Here is a 16,430-nt window from a genome sequence, read left to right on the forward strand (position 1 = left end):
GGACACAATGGGGAAGGAGCTTGCATGAGTCGCTATCTGAAAAACCTGCCACCGCTGGAAAGCCTGATTCATTTCGAGGCTGTGCTGCGCAATGGCAGCTTTACCAAGGCGGCCACCGAGCTATGCGTGACCCAGAGCGCGGTCAGCAAGCAGATCCGCACCCTGGAGGACTGGCTCAAGCTGCCGCTCTTCGAGCGGCTGGTGCGCGGCATCCAGCCTACGCCAGCCGGGCTGGCGCTGCAGCGCGAGGTATCCCCCATGCTGCAATCGCTGCTGCACAGCGTGGCACGGCTGCAGGCCGAGCATAACCGCCACACGCTCACCGTGAACTGCACCCATGCGGTGGCGCAGTTCTGGCTGTTTCCGCGCCTGGTGGCTTTCAGCCAGCAGCACCCGGACATTACCGTCAATATTCACGCCAGCAACAGCATGGACGAGGCCAGTGTGGCGGAGTACGACTTTGCCATTTTCTATGGTGACGGACGCTGGAGTTCGCTGGCGGCCGAGCCGCTGTTTCCCGAGGTGGTGTACCCGGTGTACAGCGCCCAGCTAGACTACCCGGCCATCACCCAGGTGGAGCAGTTGGCTGCCCTGCCCTTGATCCAGCTCGATTCATCAGCCTGGAACTGCATCAACTGGCATGACTGGTTCGGCCATTTCGGTCTGGTTTATAGCCCGCCGGCGCGGGTGCCGATGTTCAATCAGGTGACGCTGGCCTTCAATGCCGTGTTGCAAGGCATGGGCATAGGGTTGGGCTGGGAATTCATGGCACATGATCTGCTGCAGCAGGGCGTACTCAAGCGGCTGGGGCCGTTTGCCTTTGTCAGCGGCAAGGTGGATTTTCTCGCCCATCCCCGCCACAAGTCGCTGAGCGACAATGCCCGGCTGTTCAAAAGCTGGCTGCTGGACAGTGTCAGTCAGCCGGCCATTGCTGTTCCAGCTGGCGGACTGCATCCAGGGTATTGAGATTGGGCAGGCTCTGCGCAAAGGGCAGGCTCTGGTGTTGCAGCGTCGCCAGCCAGCCGCGGATGGAGCGCCCCCCCGCCGCCAGATAAGCAGCCAGCGCATCCGCCAGCCCGGGCTGCAAGGCCAGCAGGCTGGGATGCCATTGGGCTGGGTCGCTGGCGCTGATCACCTGTTGGCTCGGCAGGGCTGCCAGCAAGCGCGCGGCAAAATCAGCTGGCAGGCACACCGCATCGCAGGGCAGCATCAGCAGGATGCTGTCCGGCGCGGCCTGCATGCCGGCCAGCAGCCCGGCCAGCGGGCCGGGAAAGTCTGGCAGGCTGTCCGGCAATACCGGATGGCCGTACGCAGCGTATTCATCCAGATGGCGGTTGGCAGAAATCAGGATGTGCTGTGGTGGCTGGCTTTGTGCGGCCAGTGCTTGCAGGGTATGGGCAAGCAGCGACTGGCCGGCCAAGCTCACCAGCCCCTTGTCCACACCGCCCATGCGGCGCGCCTGGCCACCGGCCAGAATCAGCGCGGTATAGTTCATTGCCAGCGGCCGATGGCGGCCTGATCGCTGTGTTTGGCTTCCACCCAGTGGGCGCTGCCATCCTGCAGGATTTCCTTCTTCCAGAACGGTGCGGCGGTCTTGAGGAAGTCCATCAGGAATTCCGCGGCGGCAAAGGCATCCTTGCGATGGCTGCAGGCGGTGACCACCAGCACGATAGGCTCGCCCAGCGGCAAATGACCCACGCGGTGTATGATGGTGGCGGCCTGCAGCGGCCAGCGCTGGCCGGCATGTTCGATGATGGCGTGCAAGGCTTTCTCGGTCATGCCCGGATAGTGTTCCAGCTCGAGCGCGGCCACGTCCTGGCGGTCGCCATAATCGCGCACCAGGCCGCTGAAGCTGACCACGGCACCGCAGGCCGGGTTGCACGACAGCCGGTCGATTTCCGCACCGGCATCAAAGCGCCCGGTTTGCACCCGCACGGTAAATGGCTGCATCTCAGCCCCCGGTTACAGGTGGAAAGATGGCGACTTCATCACCATCGCGCAGTGCGCTGTCCGGGTCGACCAGCTCCTGATTACAGGCCACGCGGAAGGTCTTGCCATGGCCCAACTCGGTGGCCCAGCTCCCACCGCGCAGGCGCAATTCCACCAGCAGTTCCGCTACGCTGCTGGCTTCGGTTTCCAGGCTTTCCTGGCCGGTGCCAAAGCTGTCTTTCAGCCGGGCAAAATACACCATGTTCAGTTTCATGACTTGTCCTCCGCTTGTGTGCTGGCCTTGTCGTGTCCCAGCAGCATGATCCACAGATGAAAACCCAGTCCCAGCAGTGGCACCACGGCCAGCAGGACGACAAAAAACCATTCCAGGGGAGATAAGAGATCGGCCATGGCTGCAGTGTAAGCAATCGGCTGCGCAGCGCCAATGCTGCTGATGGGGGAGACGGCCATGCTGCTGTTGGCCAGCCTGGCGCGGGCAAGAAAAAACCCGCTGAGGGCAGCGGGTTGGTCGATTCAGTGGCGGCAGCTTATTTGATGATCTGCGCCAGCTGGCCCTTCAGATACAGATTGGCCATGGTGTCCAGGTTGATGGCCTTGATCTTGCTGGCCTGACCGCAGGCACCGAAGGCTTCGTAGCGGGCGATACAGATATCGCGCATGGCATCGGTGGAGGCCTTCAGGTATTTGCGCGGGTCGAATTCCTTCGGGTTCTGCGCCATAAAGCGGCGGATGGCACCGGTGGAAGCCAGACGCAGGTCGGTGTCGATATTCACCTTGCGCACGCCGTGCTTGATACCTTCGACGATTTCTTCTACCGGCACGCCATAGGTTTCGCCCAGATCGCCACCGAACTCATTGATGATCTGCAGCCATTCCTGCGGTACCGAAGACGAACCGTGCATCACCAGATGGGTATTGGGGATGCGAGCGTGGATTTCCTTGATACGGTCGATGCGTAGCACGTCGCCGGTGGGCTTCTTGCTGAACTTGTAGGCGCCGTGGCTGGTGCCGATGGCAATGGCCAGCGCGTCCACACCGGTGTCCTTGACGAAGCGGGCGGCTTCTTCCGGGTCGGTCAGCAGCTGGCTGTGGTCCAGCACGCCTTCGGCACCCACGCCGTCTTCTTCGCCGGCTATGCCGGTTTCCAGGCTGCCCAGGCAGCCGATTTCACCTTCCACCGACACGCCGCAGGCATGGGCGAAGTTGACCACGGTACGGGTCACATCCACGTTGTAGTCGTAGTTGGCCGGGGTCTTGCCATCGCTCTTCAGCGAGCCGTCCATCATCACCGAGGAGAAACCCAGCTGGATGGAGCGCTGGCAGATGTCCGGGCTGGTGCCGTGATCCTGGTGCATCACCACCGGGATATGCGGGAATTCTTCCACGGCCGCCAGAATCATGTGGCGCAGGAAGGGGGCTCCGGCGTATTTGCGGGCACCGGCCGAAGCTTGCACGATCACCGGCGCGTCGCACTTGTCGGCGGCTTCCATGATGGCGCGCATCTGTTCCAGATTATTGACGTTGAAAGCCGGCAGGCCGTAGCTGAATTCGGCTGCATGGTCCAGCAGCTGACGCATGGAAACGAGTGCCATGAAAATCTCCTCAGGTCGCACCGCCTGCTGGCGGCACGGGGTTTAAATCAAGGGCCGGGACCTCTTGTGGAGAGCCAGCCCGATAACAGATCCGATACGGTATGCGTGTTGCGCTAGCGCCGGGAAATGCCGGACAGCAACAGTCCGGCGCCGATAAAGGCCCCACCGGACACCTGGTTCACCAGCTTCAGGCGACGGGCGCTGTTGAGCCAGCCGGCCAGGCGGGCACCACCGCTGGCATAGGCAAACTGCCAGGAGGCTTCGATCACGTAAAACGTGGCCGCCAGGATGGCCAGCTGCGGCCCCTGCGGCAGGCGCGCGTCCATGAATTGCGGGAACAGCGCGGTAAAAAAGATAAAGGCCTTGGGATTGCTCATCGACACCAGAAAACCGGTGCGGAACATCACCCAGGGCGTGTGAGCCTTGCTGTTGTCGTCGGCCACTTCCGTTACCGGTTGCGGCGTGGCGCGCCAGGTCTTGATGCCCAGATAGATCAGATAGGCGGCACCGGCGTATTTTACTATGGAAAACAGCTGTTCCGATGCGGCGAGCAAGGCGCCCAGGCCGGCTGCCGAACCCAGCATGATGATGCCCAGGCCCGTCATCAGCCCCAGGCAGGTCACGGCGGTGCGGCGCACGCCATGATGAATGCCATGGGTCATCGCCAGCAGCATATTGGGGCCGGGCGTGGCCGAGACGAAAAACACGGTGGTGATGAACAGCAGCCAGGTATTCAGTGGCATGACAGCACTCCGGCAAGGGTGGGGAGAATGGCGCGGCGGCCGCGCCATTCACTTGCAAGACAGGATTAGGGTGATCAGGCGGCGCGTTCGGCCAGAATCGCCACGGCCGGCAGTTCCTTGCCTTCCAGGAATTCCAGGAAAGCGCCACCGCCGGTGGAAATGTAGCTGATGTCGTCGGTAATGCCATATTTGGCAATGGCCGCCAGGGTGTCGCCACCGCCGGCAATGGAGAAGGCCGGCGACTGGGCGATGGCCTGGGCCAGGGTCTTGGTGCCGTTGCCGAACTGGTCAAATTCGAAGACACCGACCGGGCCGTTCCATACCACGGTGCCAGCCTTGGCGATAATGGCGGCCAGCTCGGCCGACGAATCCGGGCCGATGTCCAGAATCATGTCCTCAGCGCTTACCTCGGCCACATTCTTGGTGGTGGCGACGGCGCTTTCGGCAAACTCGGTGGCGCATACCACATCGCTGGGCAGCGGCACATTGCCGCCACGGGCGCGGATCTTGGCGATGACCTTTTTGGCTTCATCGACCAGGTCAGCCTCGGCCAGTGATTTGCCGATGTTCTTGCCTTCGGCCAGCAGGAAGGTGTTGGCGATGCCACCACCGACGATCAGTTGGTCGACCTTGTCGGCCAGGGATTCCAGAATGGTCAGCTTGGTTGATACCTTGGAGCCGGCCACAATGGCCACCAGCGGACGGGCCGGAGCCAGCAGGGCCTTGCCCAGGGCGTCCAGCTCGGCGGCTAGCAGGATGCCGGCGCAGGCCACCGGGGCAAACTGGGCCACGGCATGGGTGGAGGCCTCGGCGCGGTGGGCGGTGCCGAAGGCATCATTGACGAACACATCGCACAGGCTGGCATAGGCCTGGCCCAGCTCGGCATTGTTCTTTTTCTCGCCCTTGTTCAGGCGCACGTTTTCCAGCATCACCACTTCGCCGGCGGCTACGTTCAGGCCGGACTGCCAGTCGGCGACCAGGCGTACCGGTCGGCCCAGCTGGGTGGACAGGCGTTCCACCACCGGAGCCAGGCTGTCTTCCGGCTTGGGTTCGCCTTCGGTAGGACGGCCCAAGTGGGTCATCAGGATGACGCCGGCACCAGCCTTCAGGCTGTGTTCAATGGAGGGCAGGCTGGCGCGGATGCGGGTGTCGTCGCCGATCACGCCATTTTTCACCGGCACGTTCATGTCGACACGGATCAGCACGCGTTTGCCGGCCAGATCCAGTTCGGTCAGTTTGTTGAATTTCATCGGTGGCTCGCTTTTATCTGTTGGATGCAATTGGCGACCGCCTTCGTGGGGGAAGGCCGTACAACCGTTGTTCAGGACGGTGACAGCATCACCGCCATGGCCATTCCGGGGGAAGTGACCTGCTGCGGTGTTGTTGCTGCCAGCTACTGTACCGGGCTGCCCGCAGGCTTAACAGATACCAGATCAAGTAGTGTATTTATTACAGCAGTATGGGCTTGCACGGCTGGCGGCAGGCTGCTAGCCGCAGCGAAAACCCTTGCCGTCACCATGGCGGATGCTGGCCGGGAGCATGGCTCGACCGGAGCGCCAGCGGGTCTGTCATGGCAGGCCGGCAGGCAGGGACGGTGATGACCCGCCTGCCGGTTTCAAGCAGCACGGCCCTGTCGGGCCGTGGGGATTACTTGGCTTCGAACATGGCACGCGCGGTTTTCAGCATCTGGTTGCTGAAGCCCCACTCGTTGTCGTACCAGGCCAGTACCTTCACCATATTGCCGCCAGTCACCTTGGTCAGCGTGGCGTCAAAGGTGGAGGCTTCGGTGCTGTGGTTGAAGTCGGAGGAAACCAGCGGCAGGGTGTTGAAGCCCAGCACGCCCTTCATCGGGCCTTCGGCTGCGGCCTGCAGGATTTCGTTGACTTCATCCTTGGTGGTGTCACGGCCGGACTTGAAGGTCAGGTCTACCAGCGAAACATTGATGGTGGGAACGCGCACGGCGAAGCCATCCAGCTTGCCCTTGAGTTCCGGCAGCACCAGGCCCACGGCCTTGGCGGCACCGGTCTTGGTGGGGATCATGTTTTCGGTGGCGGAACGGGCGCGGCGCAGGTCCTTGTGACGCACGTCGGTCAGCACCTGGTCGTTGGTGAAGGCGTGAATGGTGGTCATCAGGCCCTTGGTCACGCCGATGGTGTCATTCAGCGCCTTGGCCACCGGGGCCAGGCAGTTGGTGGTGCAGGAGGCGTTGGACACCACGGTCATGGCGCTGGTCAGCACATCGTGGTTCACACCGTAGACGATGGTGGCATCGACATCGTCGCCACCCGGTGCCGAGATCAGCACTTTCTTGGCGCCGGCATCCAGATGCAGCTGGCACTTTTCCTTGCTGGTGAAGGCACCGGTACATTCCAGTACCAGATCCACGTCCAGCGCTTTCCACGGCAGTTCGGCCGGGTTGCGGGTGGAGAAGAAAGGAATCTTCTCGCCGTTGATCAGCAGGTTTTCTTCGTCATGAGCGATGTCTGCCGGAAAACGGCCGTGCACGGTGTCGAACTTGGTCAGGTGGGCGTTGGTGGCCAGATCACCGGTGGCGTTGACGGCCACTACCTTGAAGTCATTGTGCAGATCGTATTCGTAAATGGCGCGCAGTACCTGTCGGCCAATGCGGCCGTAGCCATTGATCGCGATGCGAATGGTCATGCTATTACTCTCCCGGAAAGTCTGGTGCCTCGCCGCGTGAGCGGGTCAGAATGGAGACACCATGAAAATAAGGCCACCCCTGCTTTGTTTTTGGATGGGGTGGCCGTGTGGCTTAATGAATGATGTTTTTGGTCTTGGCGACGACGTTGTCGACGGTGAAACCGAACTCCTTGAACAGCACGCCTGCCGGAGCGGATTCGCCGAAGTGGTCTATGCCGACCACATCGCCTTCCAGACCGACATACTTGCGCCAGAAGTCAGGCACGCCGGCTTCGATGGCCAGACGCGGCAGGCCGGCCGGCAACACGCTTTGCTGCCAGGCCTTGTCCTGCTGGTCGAACACATTGCTGCACGGCATGGACACCACGCGCACGGCGATGCCTTCGGCGGCCAGGGCTTCCTGTGCTTTCAGTGCCAGTTCGATTTCCGAACCGGTGGCAATCAGCACGGCACGGGCATCGGCGGCATCGCGCAGTACATAGCCGCCACGACGGATGGCCGCGATCTGTCCGGCATCACGCGCCACGAAAGGCAGGTTCTGGCGGCTGAGGATCAGGCTGCTCGGGGTGGTCTTCTGCTCGATGGCATGGGCCCAGGCCACGGCGGCTTCCGTGGTATCGCACGGACGCCAGGTGTGGTGATTGGGGATCATGCGCAGCGTGGCCACTTGCTCGACCGGCTGGTGGGTCGGGCCATCTTCGCCCAGACCGACGGAGTCGTGGGTGAACACGAATACCGGGTTGATCTTCATCAGCGAGGCCATGCGCAGTGCATTGCGGGCGTATTCGCTGAACATCAGGAAGGTGCCGCCGTAGGGGCGCAGGCCACCGTGCAGCGTCATGCCGTTCATGATGGCGGCCATGCCGAACTCGCGCACGCCATAGCTGATGTAGTTGCCGTTACCGGCCGCGTCAATCCACTTGGAGCCCGTCCAGTTGGTGAGATTGGAGCCGGTCAGGTCGGCCGAACCGCCAACGAACTCAGGCAGGCTGGGCGAGAAGGCTTCCAGTGCGATCTGGCTGGCCTTGCGGGTGGCCACGGTCTGGGCTGCATCGACGATCTTGGCGATGGCGGCGTCGCGCGCTTCGGCCCAGGCAGCCGGCAGTTCGCCCTGCATGCGGCGTTCGAATTCGGCTGCCAGTTCCGGGTAAGCGGCACGGTAGGCATCGAACTGCTTGTTCCATTCGATTTCAGCCAGTGCACCCTTGTCGCGGGCACTCCATGCGGCGTAGATCTCGGCCGGAATTTCAAACGGCGCGTGCGGCCAGTGCAGCGTTTCGCGCGCGGCGGCAATTTCAGCCGCGCCCAGCGGTGCGCCGTGCACGTCGTGGGTGCCTTGCTTGTTGGGCGAGCCAAAGCCGATGGTGGTCTTGCAGCAGATCAGCGTCGGGCGGTCGCCCTTCTTGGCGGTTTCGATGGCCGTGGCGATTTCCACCGGATCGTGGCCGTTGACGTTCTTGATCACCTGCCAGCCGTAGGCTTCGAAGCGGGCCGGGGTGTTGTCGGTGAACCAGCCTTCGACGTGGCCGTCGATGGAGATGCCGTTGTCGTCCCAGAAAGCGATCAGCTTGTTGAGGCCCCAGGTGCCGGCCAGCGAGCAGGCTTCGTGGCTGATGCCTTCCATCAGGCAACCATCACCCAGGAATACCCAGGTATTGTGGTCGACTACGGTATGACCGTCGCGGTTGAACTGGGCGGCCAGCATCTTTTCGGCCAGCGCCATGCCCACCGCATTGGTGATGCCCTGGCCTAGCGGGCCAGTGGTGGTTTCCACGCCCGGTGCATAGCCGTATTCCGGGTGGCCCGGGGTCTTGGAGTGCAACTGGCGGAAGTTCTTGAGGTCATCGATGGACAGATCGTAGCCGGTGAGATGCAGCAGGCTGTAGATGAGCATGGAGCCGTGCCCGTTGGAGAGCACGAAGCGGTCACGGTTGGACCAGGAAGGATTGGCGGGATTGTGCTTCAAGTGATCGCGCCACAGTACTTCGGCGATATCAGCCATGCCCATCGGGGCGCCGGGGTGACCAGATTTGGCCTTTTCCACTGCATCCATAGACAGGAAACGAATGGCGTTGGCTAGCTCGGTTCGGGTGACCATTTCGGGAAAACCTCAAAAACAGTAAAGGGGGCGGGACAGAACCGGTACGGCAGTGATTTCAGGCCTGCGCATGGCGCTGGCATGGATTAACCGCCGCTAAATCATGGAATTATCCCTGATTTTGCCGCATTGCGGCAACCTTCACGGCACAGGTAGTGCGCCAGTTTCATGCAATTTCAATGCCCCGCCTGTCGTGTGGGGGAATGGTGGCTGACCCACCCTGCCGGTGCGCCGCCGGTGTGCGGGCTTGACGCCACCCCCTCGCCTCATTGACAGTCGGCGGATGTTTTTCACATTTCACCACCAGCCATTCAGACAGGGACAAGCATGCAGACAGATTTCTCGGCACGCGTCGATGCACGCAAAGTTGGCTATACACAGGGCTGGCGCTGGATCGTGCAGGCTTTTTATCTGGTGCGGCAGCAGCCGCTGACCTGGATGCTGCTGGCTGGCAGCTATTTGCTGATCCACTTTGCCGTGGCGGCCATCCCGCTGCTGGGTGCCCCGCTCACCTTTTTTCTGGCACCCATTTTCGCCGCCGGTTTTGTGCTGGCGGCGCAACAGGCCGAGCAGGGGGTGGAGCTGAAAATGGCGGCGCTGTTTGCCGGGTTTCGGCTGGCGTTGCGGCCCTTGCTGAATGTGGGGATGCTGTATCTGGCGCTGTTATTGCTGGCGATGATGCTGCTCAGTGCGCTGATGCCCATGCTGGGCATTCACCTGACAGCTGCGCAGGCAGGACAGGAGCTGCCACAGCTCAGCGGCCCGATTGCCCCCTTCATGCTGCTGACGTCCGCGCTGATGTTTCTGCTCAGCCTGTGTTACTGGTTTGCGCCGGCGCTGGTGGTGCTGAACGGGCTGGGGCCGTGGCAGGCCTTGCGTGACAGCTTCCGCGCCGGCCTCGCCAACTGGCCGGCGGTGTTGCTGTCGGCCTTCATGCTGGCGCTGCTGCTGTTTCTGGCACTGCTGCCGCTGGGTCTTGGCCTGCTGCTGTGGTTTCCGGTGCTGTATGTCACCGCCTATACCGGCTGGAAAGACCTGTTCGCCGTACGGCCAGCCTGAGCTGGCTTAGAGCCTGTTCAAAGTCTCGCGAGCTAGAGTGAGACAAGGCGAAAACGACCGGAAATGAAGTGGGGAAGCGGAGTTTACCTAGAGTAAATGAGCATTCCGCAGGTGTTTTTAACGCGGTATCACCCCATTTCGACTAAATCCAGCAGACGATGAACAGCTTCTTAGGCAGCCAGCGTGCTGCGACGCATGTCCACATGCAGGATGCCGCCATCGTCATAGGGCTCGGACACGGCGACAAAACCAAAGCGTTCGTACAAGCCCTGAGCCGCGGTCTGGGCTGACAGCATGATGGCTGCGGCCGGATACAGGCGCAGACTGTGCGCCACGGCCTCGGCCAGCAGCTGGTTGCCCAGGCCTTTGCCGCGGGCCGCCGGTTCCAGCACCACGCGGCCAATCGCGGTGGCATCCGGGTATTTGACCCCGGGGGCAATCAGCCGGGCATAGCCCAGCAAGCGGCCCTGATCGTCGCGCCCCAGCAGGTGGTGGCAATGCAGGTCGACGCCGTCGACATCACCGTAGATGGATTGTTGTTCCAGTACGAAAACACGGTCGCGCAACTGCAGCATTTCATACAGCGCGTGCGGGGTAAAACCCTCAAACGGGTGGCATTGCCACTGCAACAGGCTGGCCATAGTAGAATTGCCCTCGATAATGAATGGCGCAGTGCTCCACCCTGCCCGGCTGATGGCCGGTGTGCAGCGTGGCGGCACTGCAAATGAACAAGCTGAAACCCTATCACACAAGCAAGCCCAGCCCCATGAACAGTAACGATCTCTTTGACGAAGCGCCGCCAGCCGCCGGCATGCTAGTTCCCCCTGCGCCACCGGCCCCGCCGGCCGACGCGCTGTCGGGCGACTGCATCCCGCTGGATCTGTATGCCGAACGCGCCTATCTCGAGTACGCCATGAGCGTGGTCAAGGGCCGCGCGCTGCCGGAGGTGGCTGACGGCCAGAAGCCGGTGCAGCGCCGCATCCTGTATGCCATGCGCGATATGGGTCTGGCACACGGTGCCAAGCCGGTGAAGTCGGCACGGGTGGTGGGTGAAATCCTGGGTAAATACCACCCGCACGGCGACAGCTCGGCCTACGAGGCGCTGGTGCGCATGGCGCAGGACTTTACCCTGCGCTACCCGCTGATCGACGGTCAGGGCAACTTCGGCAGCCGCGATGGCGACGGTGCTGCCGCCATGCGTTACACCGAGGCGCGGTTGACGCCGATTGCCGAACTCTTGCTGGCGGAAATCGACATGGGTACGGTGGATTTCGTGCCCAATTACGATGGTGCCTTCGAAGAACCCGCCCTGCTGCCGGCGCGCCTGCCCATGGTGCTGCTCAACGGTGCTTCCGGCATTGCCGTGGGCATGGCCACGGAAATCCCGCCGCACAACCTCACCGAAGTGGCACGCGGCTGCCTGGCCTTGCTGGCCAATCCGGCGCTGACTACGCGCGAGCTGATGGACTACATCCCCGGCCCGGACTTCCCCGGCGGCGGCCAGATCATCACCCCCTTCGACGACATCCTGACTGCTTATGAAGGTGGCCGGGGCAGCGTGCGGGTGCGGGCCAAGTGGGAAGTGGAAAAGCTGGCACGCGGTCAGTGGCGCGTCATTGTCTCCGAGCTGCCGCCCGGCTCGTCGGCACAGAAGGTGCTGGCCGAAATCGAAGAAGCCACCAACCCCAAGCTCAAGGCCGGCAAGAAGGCGCTGACGCAAGACCAGCAAAACCTCAAGAGCCTGATGCTGTCGCTGCTGGACCGCGTACGCGACGAATCGGACAGCCAGTGCCCGGTGCGGCTGGTGTTCGAGCCCAAGTCCAGCCGGCAGGACCCGGACGAGTTCATCAACATCCTGCTGGCGCAAACCAGCCTGGAAGGCAATGCCTCGATGAACCTGGTGATGATCGGCCTGGATGGCCGCCCGGCGCAGAAGGGCCTCAAGGCCATTCTGTCCGAGTGGATCGATTTCCGCCGCACCACCGTCACCCGTCGCCTCAAGCATCGCCTGGGCCAGGTGGAAAAGCGTATTCATATTCTCGAAGGCCGCATGATTGCCTTCATCCATATTGATGAAGTCATCCGTGTCATCCGCGAATCGGACGAACCCAAGCCCGACCTGATGAAGGCCTTTGGCCTGTCCGAAGCGCAAGCCGAAGACATTCTGGAAATCCGTCTGCGCCAATTGGCACGGCTGGAAGGTTTCAAGCTGGAGAAGGAGCTGTCCGAGCTGCGCGAAGAGCGCGAAGGCCTGCGCCACGTACTGGATACGCCGGATGCCCTCACCCGCCTGATTCGCGATGAAATCATGGCCGACACCGCCAAATACGGCGACAAGCGGCGCAGTGAAATCAAGGCGGCCGAACGTGCGGTGCTGACCCAGACCATCGCCGACGAGCCGGTCACCATCATCCTGTCGCAAAAGGGCTGGATCCGCGCCCGGGTTGGCCACAATGTCGACCTGTCGGCGCTGGCCTTCAAGGATGGCGACAGCCTGCACACCGTGGTGGAAACCCGCACCGTGTGGTCGGTCATCGTGCTGGACAACAAGGGCCGTACCTACACCATTGATCCGGCCGATGTCCCCACCGGTCGTGGCGACGGTGTGCCGGTGGCCTCGCTGGTGGACCTGCAGGACAACGCCAAGCCGGCGCAGATGATTTCCGGCAAGGACGAAGCCCGCTTTGTGGTCGCTGGCTCCGGTGGTTATGGCTTTGTCGCCAAGCTGTCCGACATGTCGGGCCGGGTCAAGGCTGGCAAGGCCTTCATGACGCTGGACGAAGGCGAAAGCGTGCTGACACCGGTGGCGGTGGCCGCCACGGCCGATCTGGCGGCGCTGCGGCTGGTGGCCGCGGCGGACAATGGCCGCTTGCTGGCCTTCCCCGCCGGCGAACTCAAGGAAATGGCCAAGGGCCGTGGCCTGATGCTGATGGGGCTGGAGGCCGGTGAGTCAGTCACCGCCATTGGTCTGGTCAAGGGCGACAAGGCGCTGCTGGCCACGGTATCGGTGCGCGGCAAAGTGGCCGACGAAAAGCTGGCGCTGGCCGAATTCGACGCCAAGCGCGGCAAGAAAGGCAAGCTGATGCCGAAGAAATGGGCGGTGTCCGCCATTGGCGACCTGCCGTCGGTCGAGACTGCCTGATGCTGGATCGCCCGCTGCCGCTGACCCCGCGCAAGGCACTGGCATTCGTCAACGGCTTCCGTGCCCTGATGTTGCTGGTGCTGTTGTTCATGTCCATGCTGCAAGGCACGGAAGGACAGCCGCTGGTCGATGGTGGTGCGCGTTTCTATCTGTGGTCGGTAGTGTACGGCGGGCTGATCCTCTGCTGGTTTGCCCTGCGCACCGGCAAGATTGCTCACACCCTGCAGCTGTCGCTGGCCATTGCTGCCGACATCCTGATGATTGTGTTGCTGATGGGCCTGAACGGTGGGGTGAAAAGCGGCTATGGCATGCTGCTGCTGCCCTATCTGGCCGTGGCCGGGCTGCTGTCCTCCGGCCGCTATGCCTTGTTCTATGCCTCCATCGCCACGGCCAGCCTGTTCGGTTACGTGGGCTACGAGCATTACCGCCACGAGATACTGTTTGGCAGCTCCGCCGACTTTTTCCAGACCGGCTTGCTGTCGCTGGCCGGCTTCGTGACCTCGATGGTCACCTACCAGCTGGCGCGGGTGGCGCGCGAGTCGGAAGAGCTGGCCTCGCGTCGTGGCGGGGAAATCGCCAACCTCAACCGCTTGAACGAACTGGTACTGCAAAGCCAGCGCGATGCCGTCATCGTGCTGGATGAAACCGGTACCGTACGGCAGTTCAATGCCCAGGCCGTACGCTATTTTCCCGGCATGCAGCGCGGCATCCTGCTGCCGGAACTGGCTCCCATCGTCGAACGCTGGCGGCTGAACAGCCATTCGCCCATGCCGGTGTTTGTCGAACGCAATGTGCGGGGCCGCCAGCTGGCCGGGCGCATGGTGCCGATTCTGGCCGGCGATCTGCGCGGCGTGGTGATGTTTCTGCGCGATATGGCGGATATGGCCGAAGAGGCCAAGCGCATCAAGCTGGCCGCGCTGGGCCGGCTTACCGCCAATATCGCCCATGAAATCCGCAACCCGCTGGCGGCCATCTCGCATGCCGGCGACCTGCTGGCCGAAGGCGCAGAAGATGCCGCCACGCAAAGGCTGACCCGCATCGTGCGTGACAACGCCAAGCGTATCAACGGGCTGGTAGAAGAAGTCCTGATGCTGGGCCGGCGCGACCGGGTCAAGACCGAAACCATCCGGCTGTCGCAATTCCTGGCCGACTTTCTCGAACAGTTCGGCATGGCCCAGCCGGAAGCAGCCGGGCGCATTCTCACCACCTTTCACAGCAGCAGCAGCGTGTATTTCGACCGTGGCCATCTGGGGCAGATATTGTCCAATCTGGTGGCCAATGCCTGGCGGCACTCCTCGCGCGTGCATGGCGCGGTGCACATCGAAATCAGCCAGCTGGAGTCGCAGGTGCTGATTCGCGTCATCGACGATGGCCCCGGCATGAATGAGGATGCCCAATCACACCTGTTCGAGCCCTTCTTTACCACGGAAAGCAGCGGTACCGGCCTGGGGTTGTATATCGCCCGCGAATTGGCCGAGGCCAATGATGCACGGCTCGACTATATCCCGCCGGGCGGCGTTTTCCGTTTAAGCTGTCATCATGCCTATGAATAAGAAAGTCTTGCGCGTGCTGGTCGTCGACGACGAGCCGGATATCCGCGAACTGCTGGAACTTACCCTGATCAAGATGGGGCTGGAGGTGGTCACCGCCGGCAATGTCGGCGAAGCCACCGCCCGGCTGGCGCGCGAGCCCTTCGACCTGGTCCTCACCGACATGCGCATGCCGGATGGCGAAGGCATCGAGGTGGTGCAGTTCATTGCCGACCAGTCGCTGGATATACCCAGCGCCATCATCACCGCCTATGGCAGCACCGAAAGTGCCGTTCGCGCCATGAAAGCCGGTGCCTTCGATTATCTGTCCAAGCCCATCAGCCTGGCGCAGCTGCGCACGCTGGTGAAATCGGTATTAAAGGTAGAAGGCAATGGCAAGCCGCTCAGTATCGAACGGCTGGTGGGTGATTCGGCCGCCATGCTGGAAGTACGGCGCATGGTGGACAAGCTGGCCCGCAGTCAGGCGGCGGTCTATATCAGTGGCGAATCCGGTACCGGCAAGGAGCAGGCCGCCCGGCTGATTCACGAACAGAGTGCGCGCGCCGAGCGCCCCTTCGTACCGGTCAATTGCGGTGCCATCCCGGAAACCCTGATGGAAAGCGAATTCTTCGGTTATCGCAAGGGCGCTTTTACCGGTGCCGACAGCGATCGCGACGGCTTTTTCCAGCAGGCCAATGGCGGCACGCTGTTCCTGGACGAAGTGGCCGACCTGCCGCTGGCCATGCAGGTCAAGCTGCTGCGTGCCATTCAGGAAAAGAAAGTACGCAAGCTGGGCAGCCCGCAAGAAGAAGCCGTCGATGTCCGCATCATCTGCGCCACCCATAAAGACCTGGCCACGCTGGCCGACACTGGCCAGTTCCGTCAGGACTTGTATTACCGGCTGAATGTACTGCCACTGCGCATGCCGCCACTGCGCGAGCTGCGCGACGACATTCCACGCTTCATCGGCGCGCTGCTCGACCGCTTCGCCACCCCAGACAACCGGCCACGGCTGACCCCGGCCGCTGTCAAGGCCATGCTGGCTTATAACTACCCCGGCAATTTCCGCGAACTGGAAAACATCCTGGAGCGTGCCATCGCGTTGGCAGGCGACGACAAGGTCGACGTACTCGACCTGCAACTGACGCCCTGCCCGCAGTCCGACGATGAACAGAATGCCGAATACGCCGGTAGCGAACCATTACAGGACTTCCTCGACCGCGTAGAACGCGAGGCCATCCTCAAGGCGCTGGATGCCACCCGTTTCAACCGCACCCAGGCTGCCAAGCTGTTGGGCCTCACCTTCCGCTCCATGCGCTACCGCATGGATAGACTGGGTATCAAATAGACCCGCAGCGGAAGCGCGCTACCTCTATATAGTGTTCAGCATGCAAAAAGCCCGGCGTCAGCCGGGCTTTTTGCTGTCGGTGTCGGTGTGGTGCCCCCCTTTTTACGCCAGCCAGCTCCACCCATCACGACAAGTGCGAACGGGGAGGCGCCGGTTTCTGCGCACCCACAGCAAGACTGTAATAAAACCCCCACGGCATAAGCCGTTTCCCCTCAGTCACTTAGCCCGATGAGAGTCGATGTTTGGCCAGAATCTGCACTTTTCTTCGCACAAAGTGTTGACGCAGGTGGGGTGCGGCGGTATAGTTC

Annotated in this window: 15 protein-coding genes; 5 read left to right on the top strand and 10 right to left on the bottom strand. The window is 62.3% G+C overall.

The genetic code is table 11. From position 1 onward, the window contains the following. The first annotated feature begins 24 nt into the window (after window positions 1-24). Window positions 25-966: a LysR substrate-binding domain-containing protein gene (locus DBR44_RS02910; RefSeq protein WP_124641873.1), complete on the top strand. Its 942-nt coding sequence runs from the start codon at window positions 25-27 to the stop codon at window positions 964-966. On the opposite strand, the gene mobA is transcribed toward DBR44_RS02910, so the two are convergent. The 9 genes from mobA to tkt form a co-directional block, all read right to left on the bottom strand. Next, window positions 914-1,495: a molybdenum cofactor guanylyltransferase MobA gene (gene mobA / locus DBR44_RS02915; RefSeq protein ID WP_124641875.1), complete on the bottom strand. Its 582-nt coding sequence runs from the start codon at window positions 1,493-1,495 to the stop codon at window positions 914-916. The two genes, DBR44_RS02910 and mobA, sit on opposite strands and share 53 nt — an antisense overlap. Beyond that, on the bottom strand, window positions 1,492-1,950 hold the full coding sequence (locus DBR44_RS02920; RefSeq protein WP_124641877.1) for a molybdenum cofactor biosynthesis protein MoaE: 459 nt from the start codon (window positions 1,948-1,950) through the stop codon (window positions 1,492-1,494). Before DBR44_RS02920 ends, mobA begins: the two co-directional genes overlap by 4 nt. A gap of 1 nt (window position 1,951) precedes the next feature. Beyond that, on the bottom strand, window positions 1,952-2,203 hold the full coding sequence (locus DBR44_RS02925) for a MoaD/ThiS family protein (protein WP_124641879.1): 252 nt from the start codon (window positions 2,201-2,203) through the stop codon (window positions 1,952-1,954). Then, entirely contained in the window at window positions 2,200-2,400 is a 201-nt protein-coding gene (locus tag DBR44_RS02930; RefSeq protein WP_124641881.1) for a hypothetical protein, read from the bottom strand. Before DBR44_RS02930 ends, DBR44_RS02925 begins: the two co-directional genes overlap by 4 nt. A 77-nt stretch (window positions 2,401-2,477) precedes the next feature. After that, window positions 2,478-3,542 carry a class II fructose-bisphosphate aldolase gene (gene fba / locus DBR44_RS02935; RefSeq protein WP_124641883.1) on the bottom strand — a complete coding sequence of 355 codons (1,065 nt, stop codon included), beginning with the start codon at window positions 3,540-3,542 and terminating at the stop codon, window positions 2,478-2,480. A 113-nt stretch (window positions 3,543-3,655) separates the two neighbouring features. Then, window positions 3,656-4,285 carry a LysE family translocator gene (locus DBR44_RS02940; RefSeq protein ID WP_124641885.1) on the bottom strand — a complete coding sequence of 210 codons (630 nt, stop codon included), beginning with the start codon at window positions 4,283-4,285 and terminating at the stop codon, window positions 3,656-3,658. A gap of 74 nt (window positions 4,286-4,359) precedes the next feature. Continuing rightward, entirely contained in the window at window positions 4,360-5,535 is a 1,176-nt protein-coding gene (locus tag DBR44_RS02945; RefSeq protein WP_124641887.1) for a phosphoglycerate kinase, read from the bottom strand. 397 nt (window positions 5,536-5,932) lie between these two features. Then, the gene (gap, locus tag DBR44_RS02950) at window positions 5,933-6,946 is read right to left on the bottom strand and encodes a type I glyceraldehyde-3-phosphate dehydrogenase (protein ID WP_124641889.1); all 1,014 of its coding nucleotides are present in this window, start codon (window positions 6,944-6,946) and stop codon (window positions 5,933-5,935) included. A gap of 112 nt (window positions 6,947-7,058) precedes the next feature. Further along, the gene (tkt, locus tag DBR44_RS02955) at window positions 7,059-9,044 is read right to left on the bottom strand and encodes a transketolase (RefSeq protein ID WP_124641891.1); all 1,986 of its coding nucleotides are present in this window, start codon (window positions 9,042-9,044) and stop codon (window positions 7,059-7,061) included. Window positions 9,045-9,371: 327 nt separating this feature from the next. Between tkt and DBR44_RS02960 the strand changes: the two genes are divergently transcribed. After that, window positions 9,372-10,103: a BPSS1780 family membrane protein gene (locus DBR44_RS02960; RefSeq protein ID WP_124641893.1), complete on the top strand. Its 732-nt coding sequence runs from the start codon at window positions 9,372-9,374 to the stop codon at window positions 10,101-10,103. Window positions 10,104-10,273: 170 nt separating this feature from the next. Here the strand turns inward: DBR44_RS02960 and DBR44_RS02965 are convergent, their stop codons facing one another. Next, the gene (locus DBR44_RS02965; RefSeq protein WP_124641895.1) at window positions 10,274-10,744 is read right to left on the bottom strand and encodes a GNAT family N-acetyltransferase; all 471 of its coding nucleotides are present in this window, start codon (window positions 10,742-10,744) and stop codon (window positions 10,274-10,276) included. Between the two features lie 170 nt (window positions 10,745-10,914). Here DBR44_RS02965 and parC point away from each other — a divergent pair, with 170 nt between their 5' ends. The 3 genes from parC to DBR44_RS02980 are packed head-to-tail and all read left to right on the top strand — an operon-like array spanning window position 10,915 to window position 16,122. Next, a complete protein-coding gene (parC, locus tag DBR44_RS02970; protein ID WP_370449618.1) occupies window positions 10,915-13,245 on the top strand; it encodes a DNA topoisomerase IV subunit A in 2,331 nt (776 codons plus the stop codon). Beyond that, window positions 13,245-14,798, top strand: a complete 1,554-nt coding sequence (locus DBR44_RS02975) for a nitrogen regulation protein NR(II) (protein ID WP_124641899.1) — start codon at window positions 13,245-13,247, stop codon at window positions 14,796-14,798. Before parC ends, DBR44_RS02975 begins: the two co-directional genes overlap by 1 nt. Next, window positions 14,791-16,122 (top strand): sigma-54 dependent transcriptional regulator, encoded by a 1,332-nt coding sequence (locus DBR44_RS02980; RefSeq protein WP_124641901.1) that lies wholly within the window; start codon window positions 14,791-14,793, stop codon window positions 16,120-16,122. The genes DBR44_RS02975 and DBR44_RS02980 overlap by 8 nt, the downstream gene beginning before the upstream one ends. The last annotated feature ends 308 nt before the right edge of the window (window positions 16,123-16,430 follow it).

The sequence above is a fragment of the Aquitalea sp. FJL05 genome (genome assembly GCF_003852595.1).
Lineage (GTDB): Bacteria > Pseudomonadota > Gammaproteobacteria > Burkholderiales > Chromobacteriaceae > Aquitalea > Aquitalea aquatilis.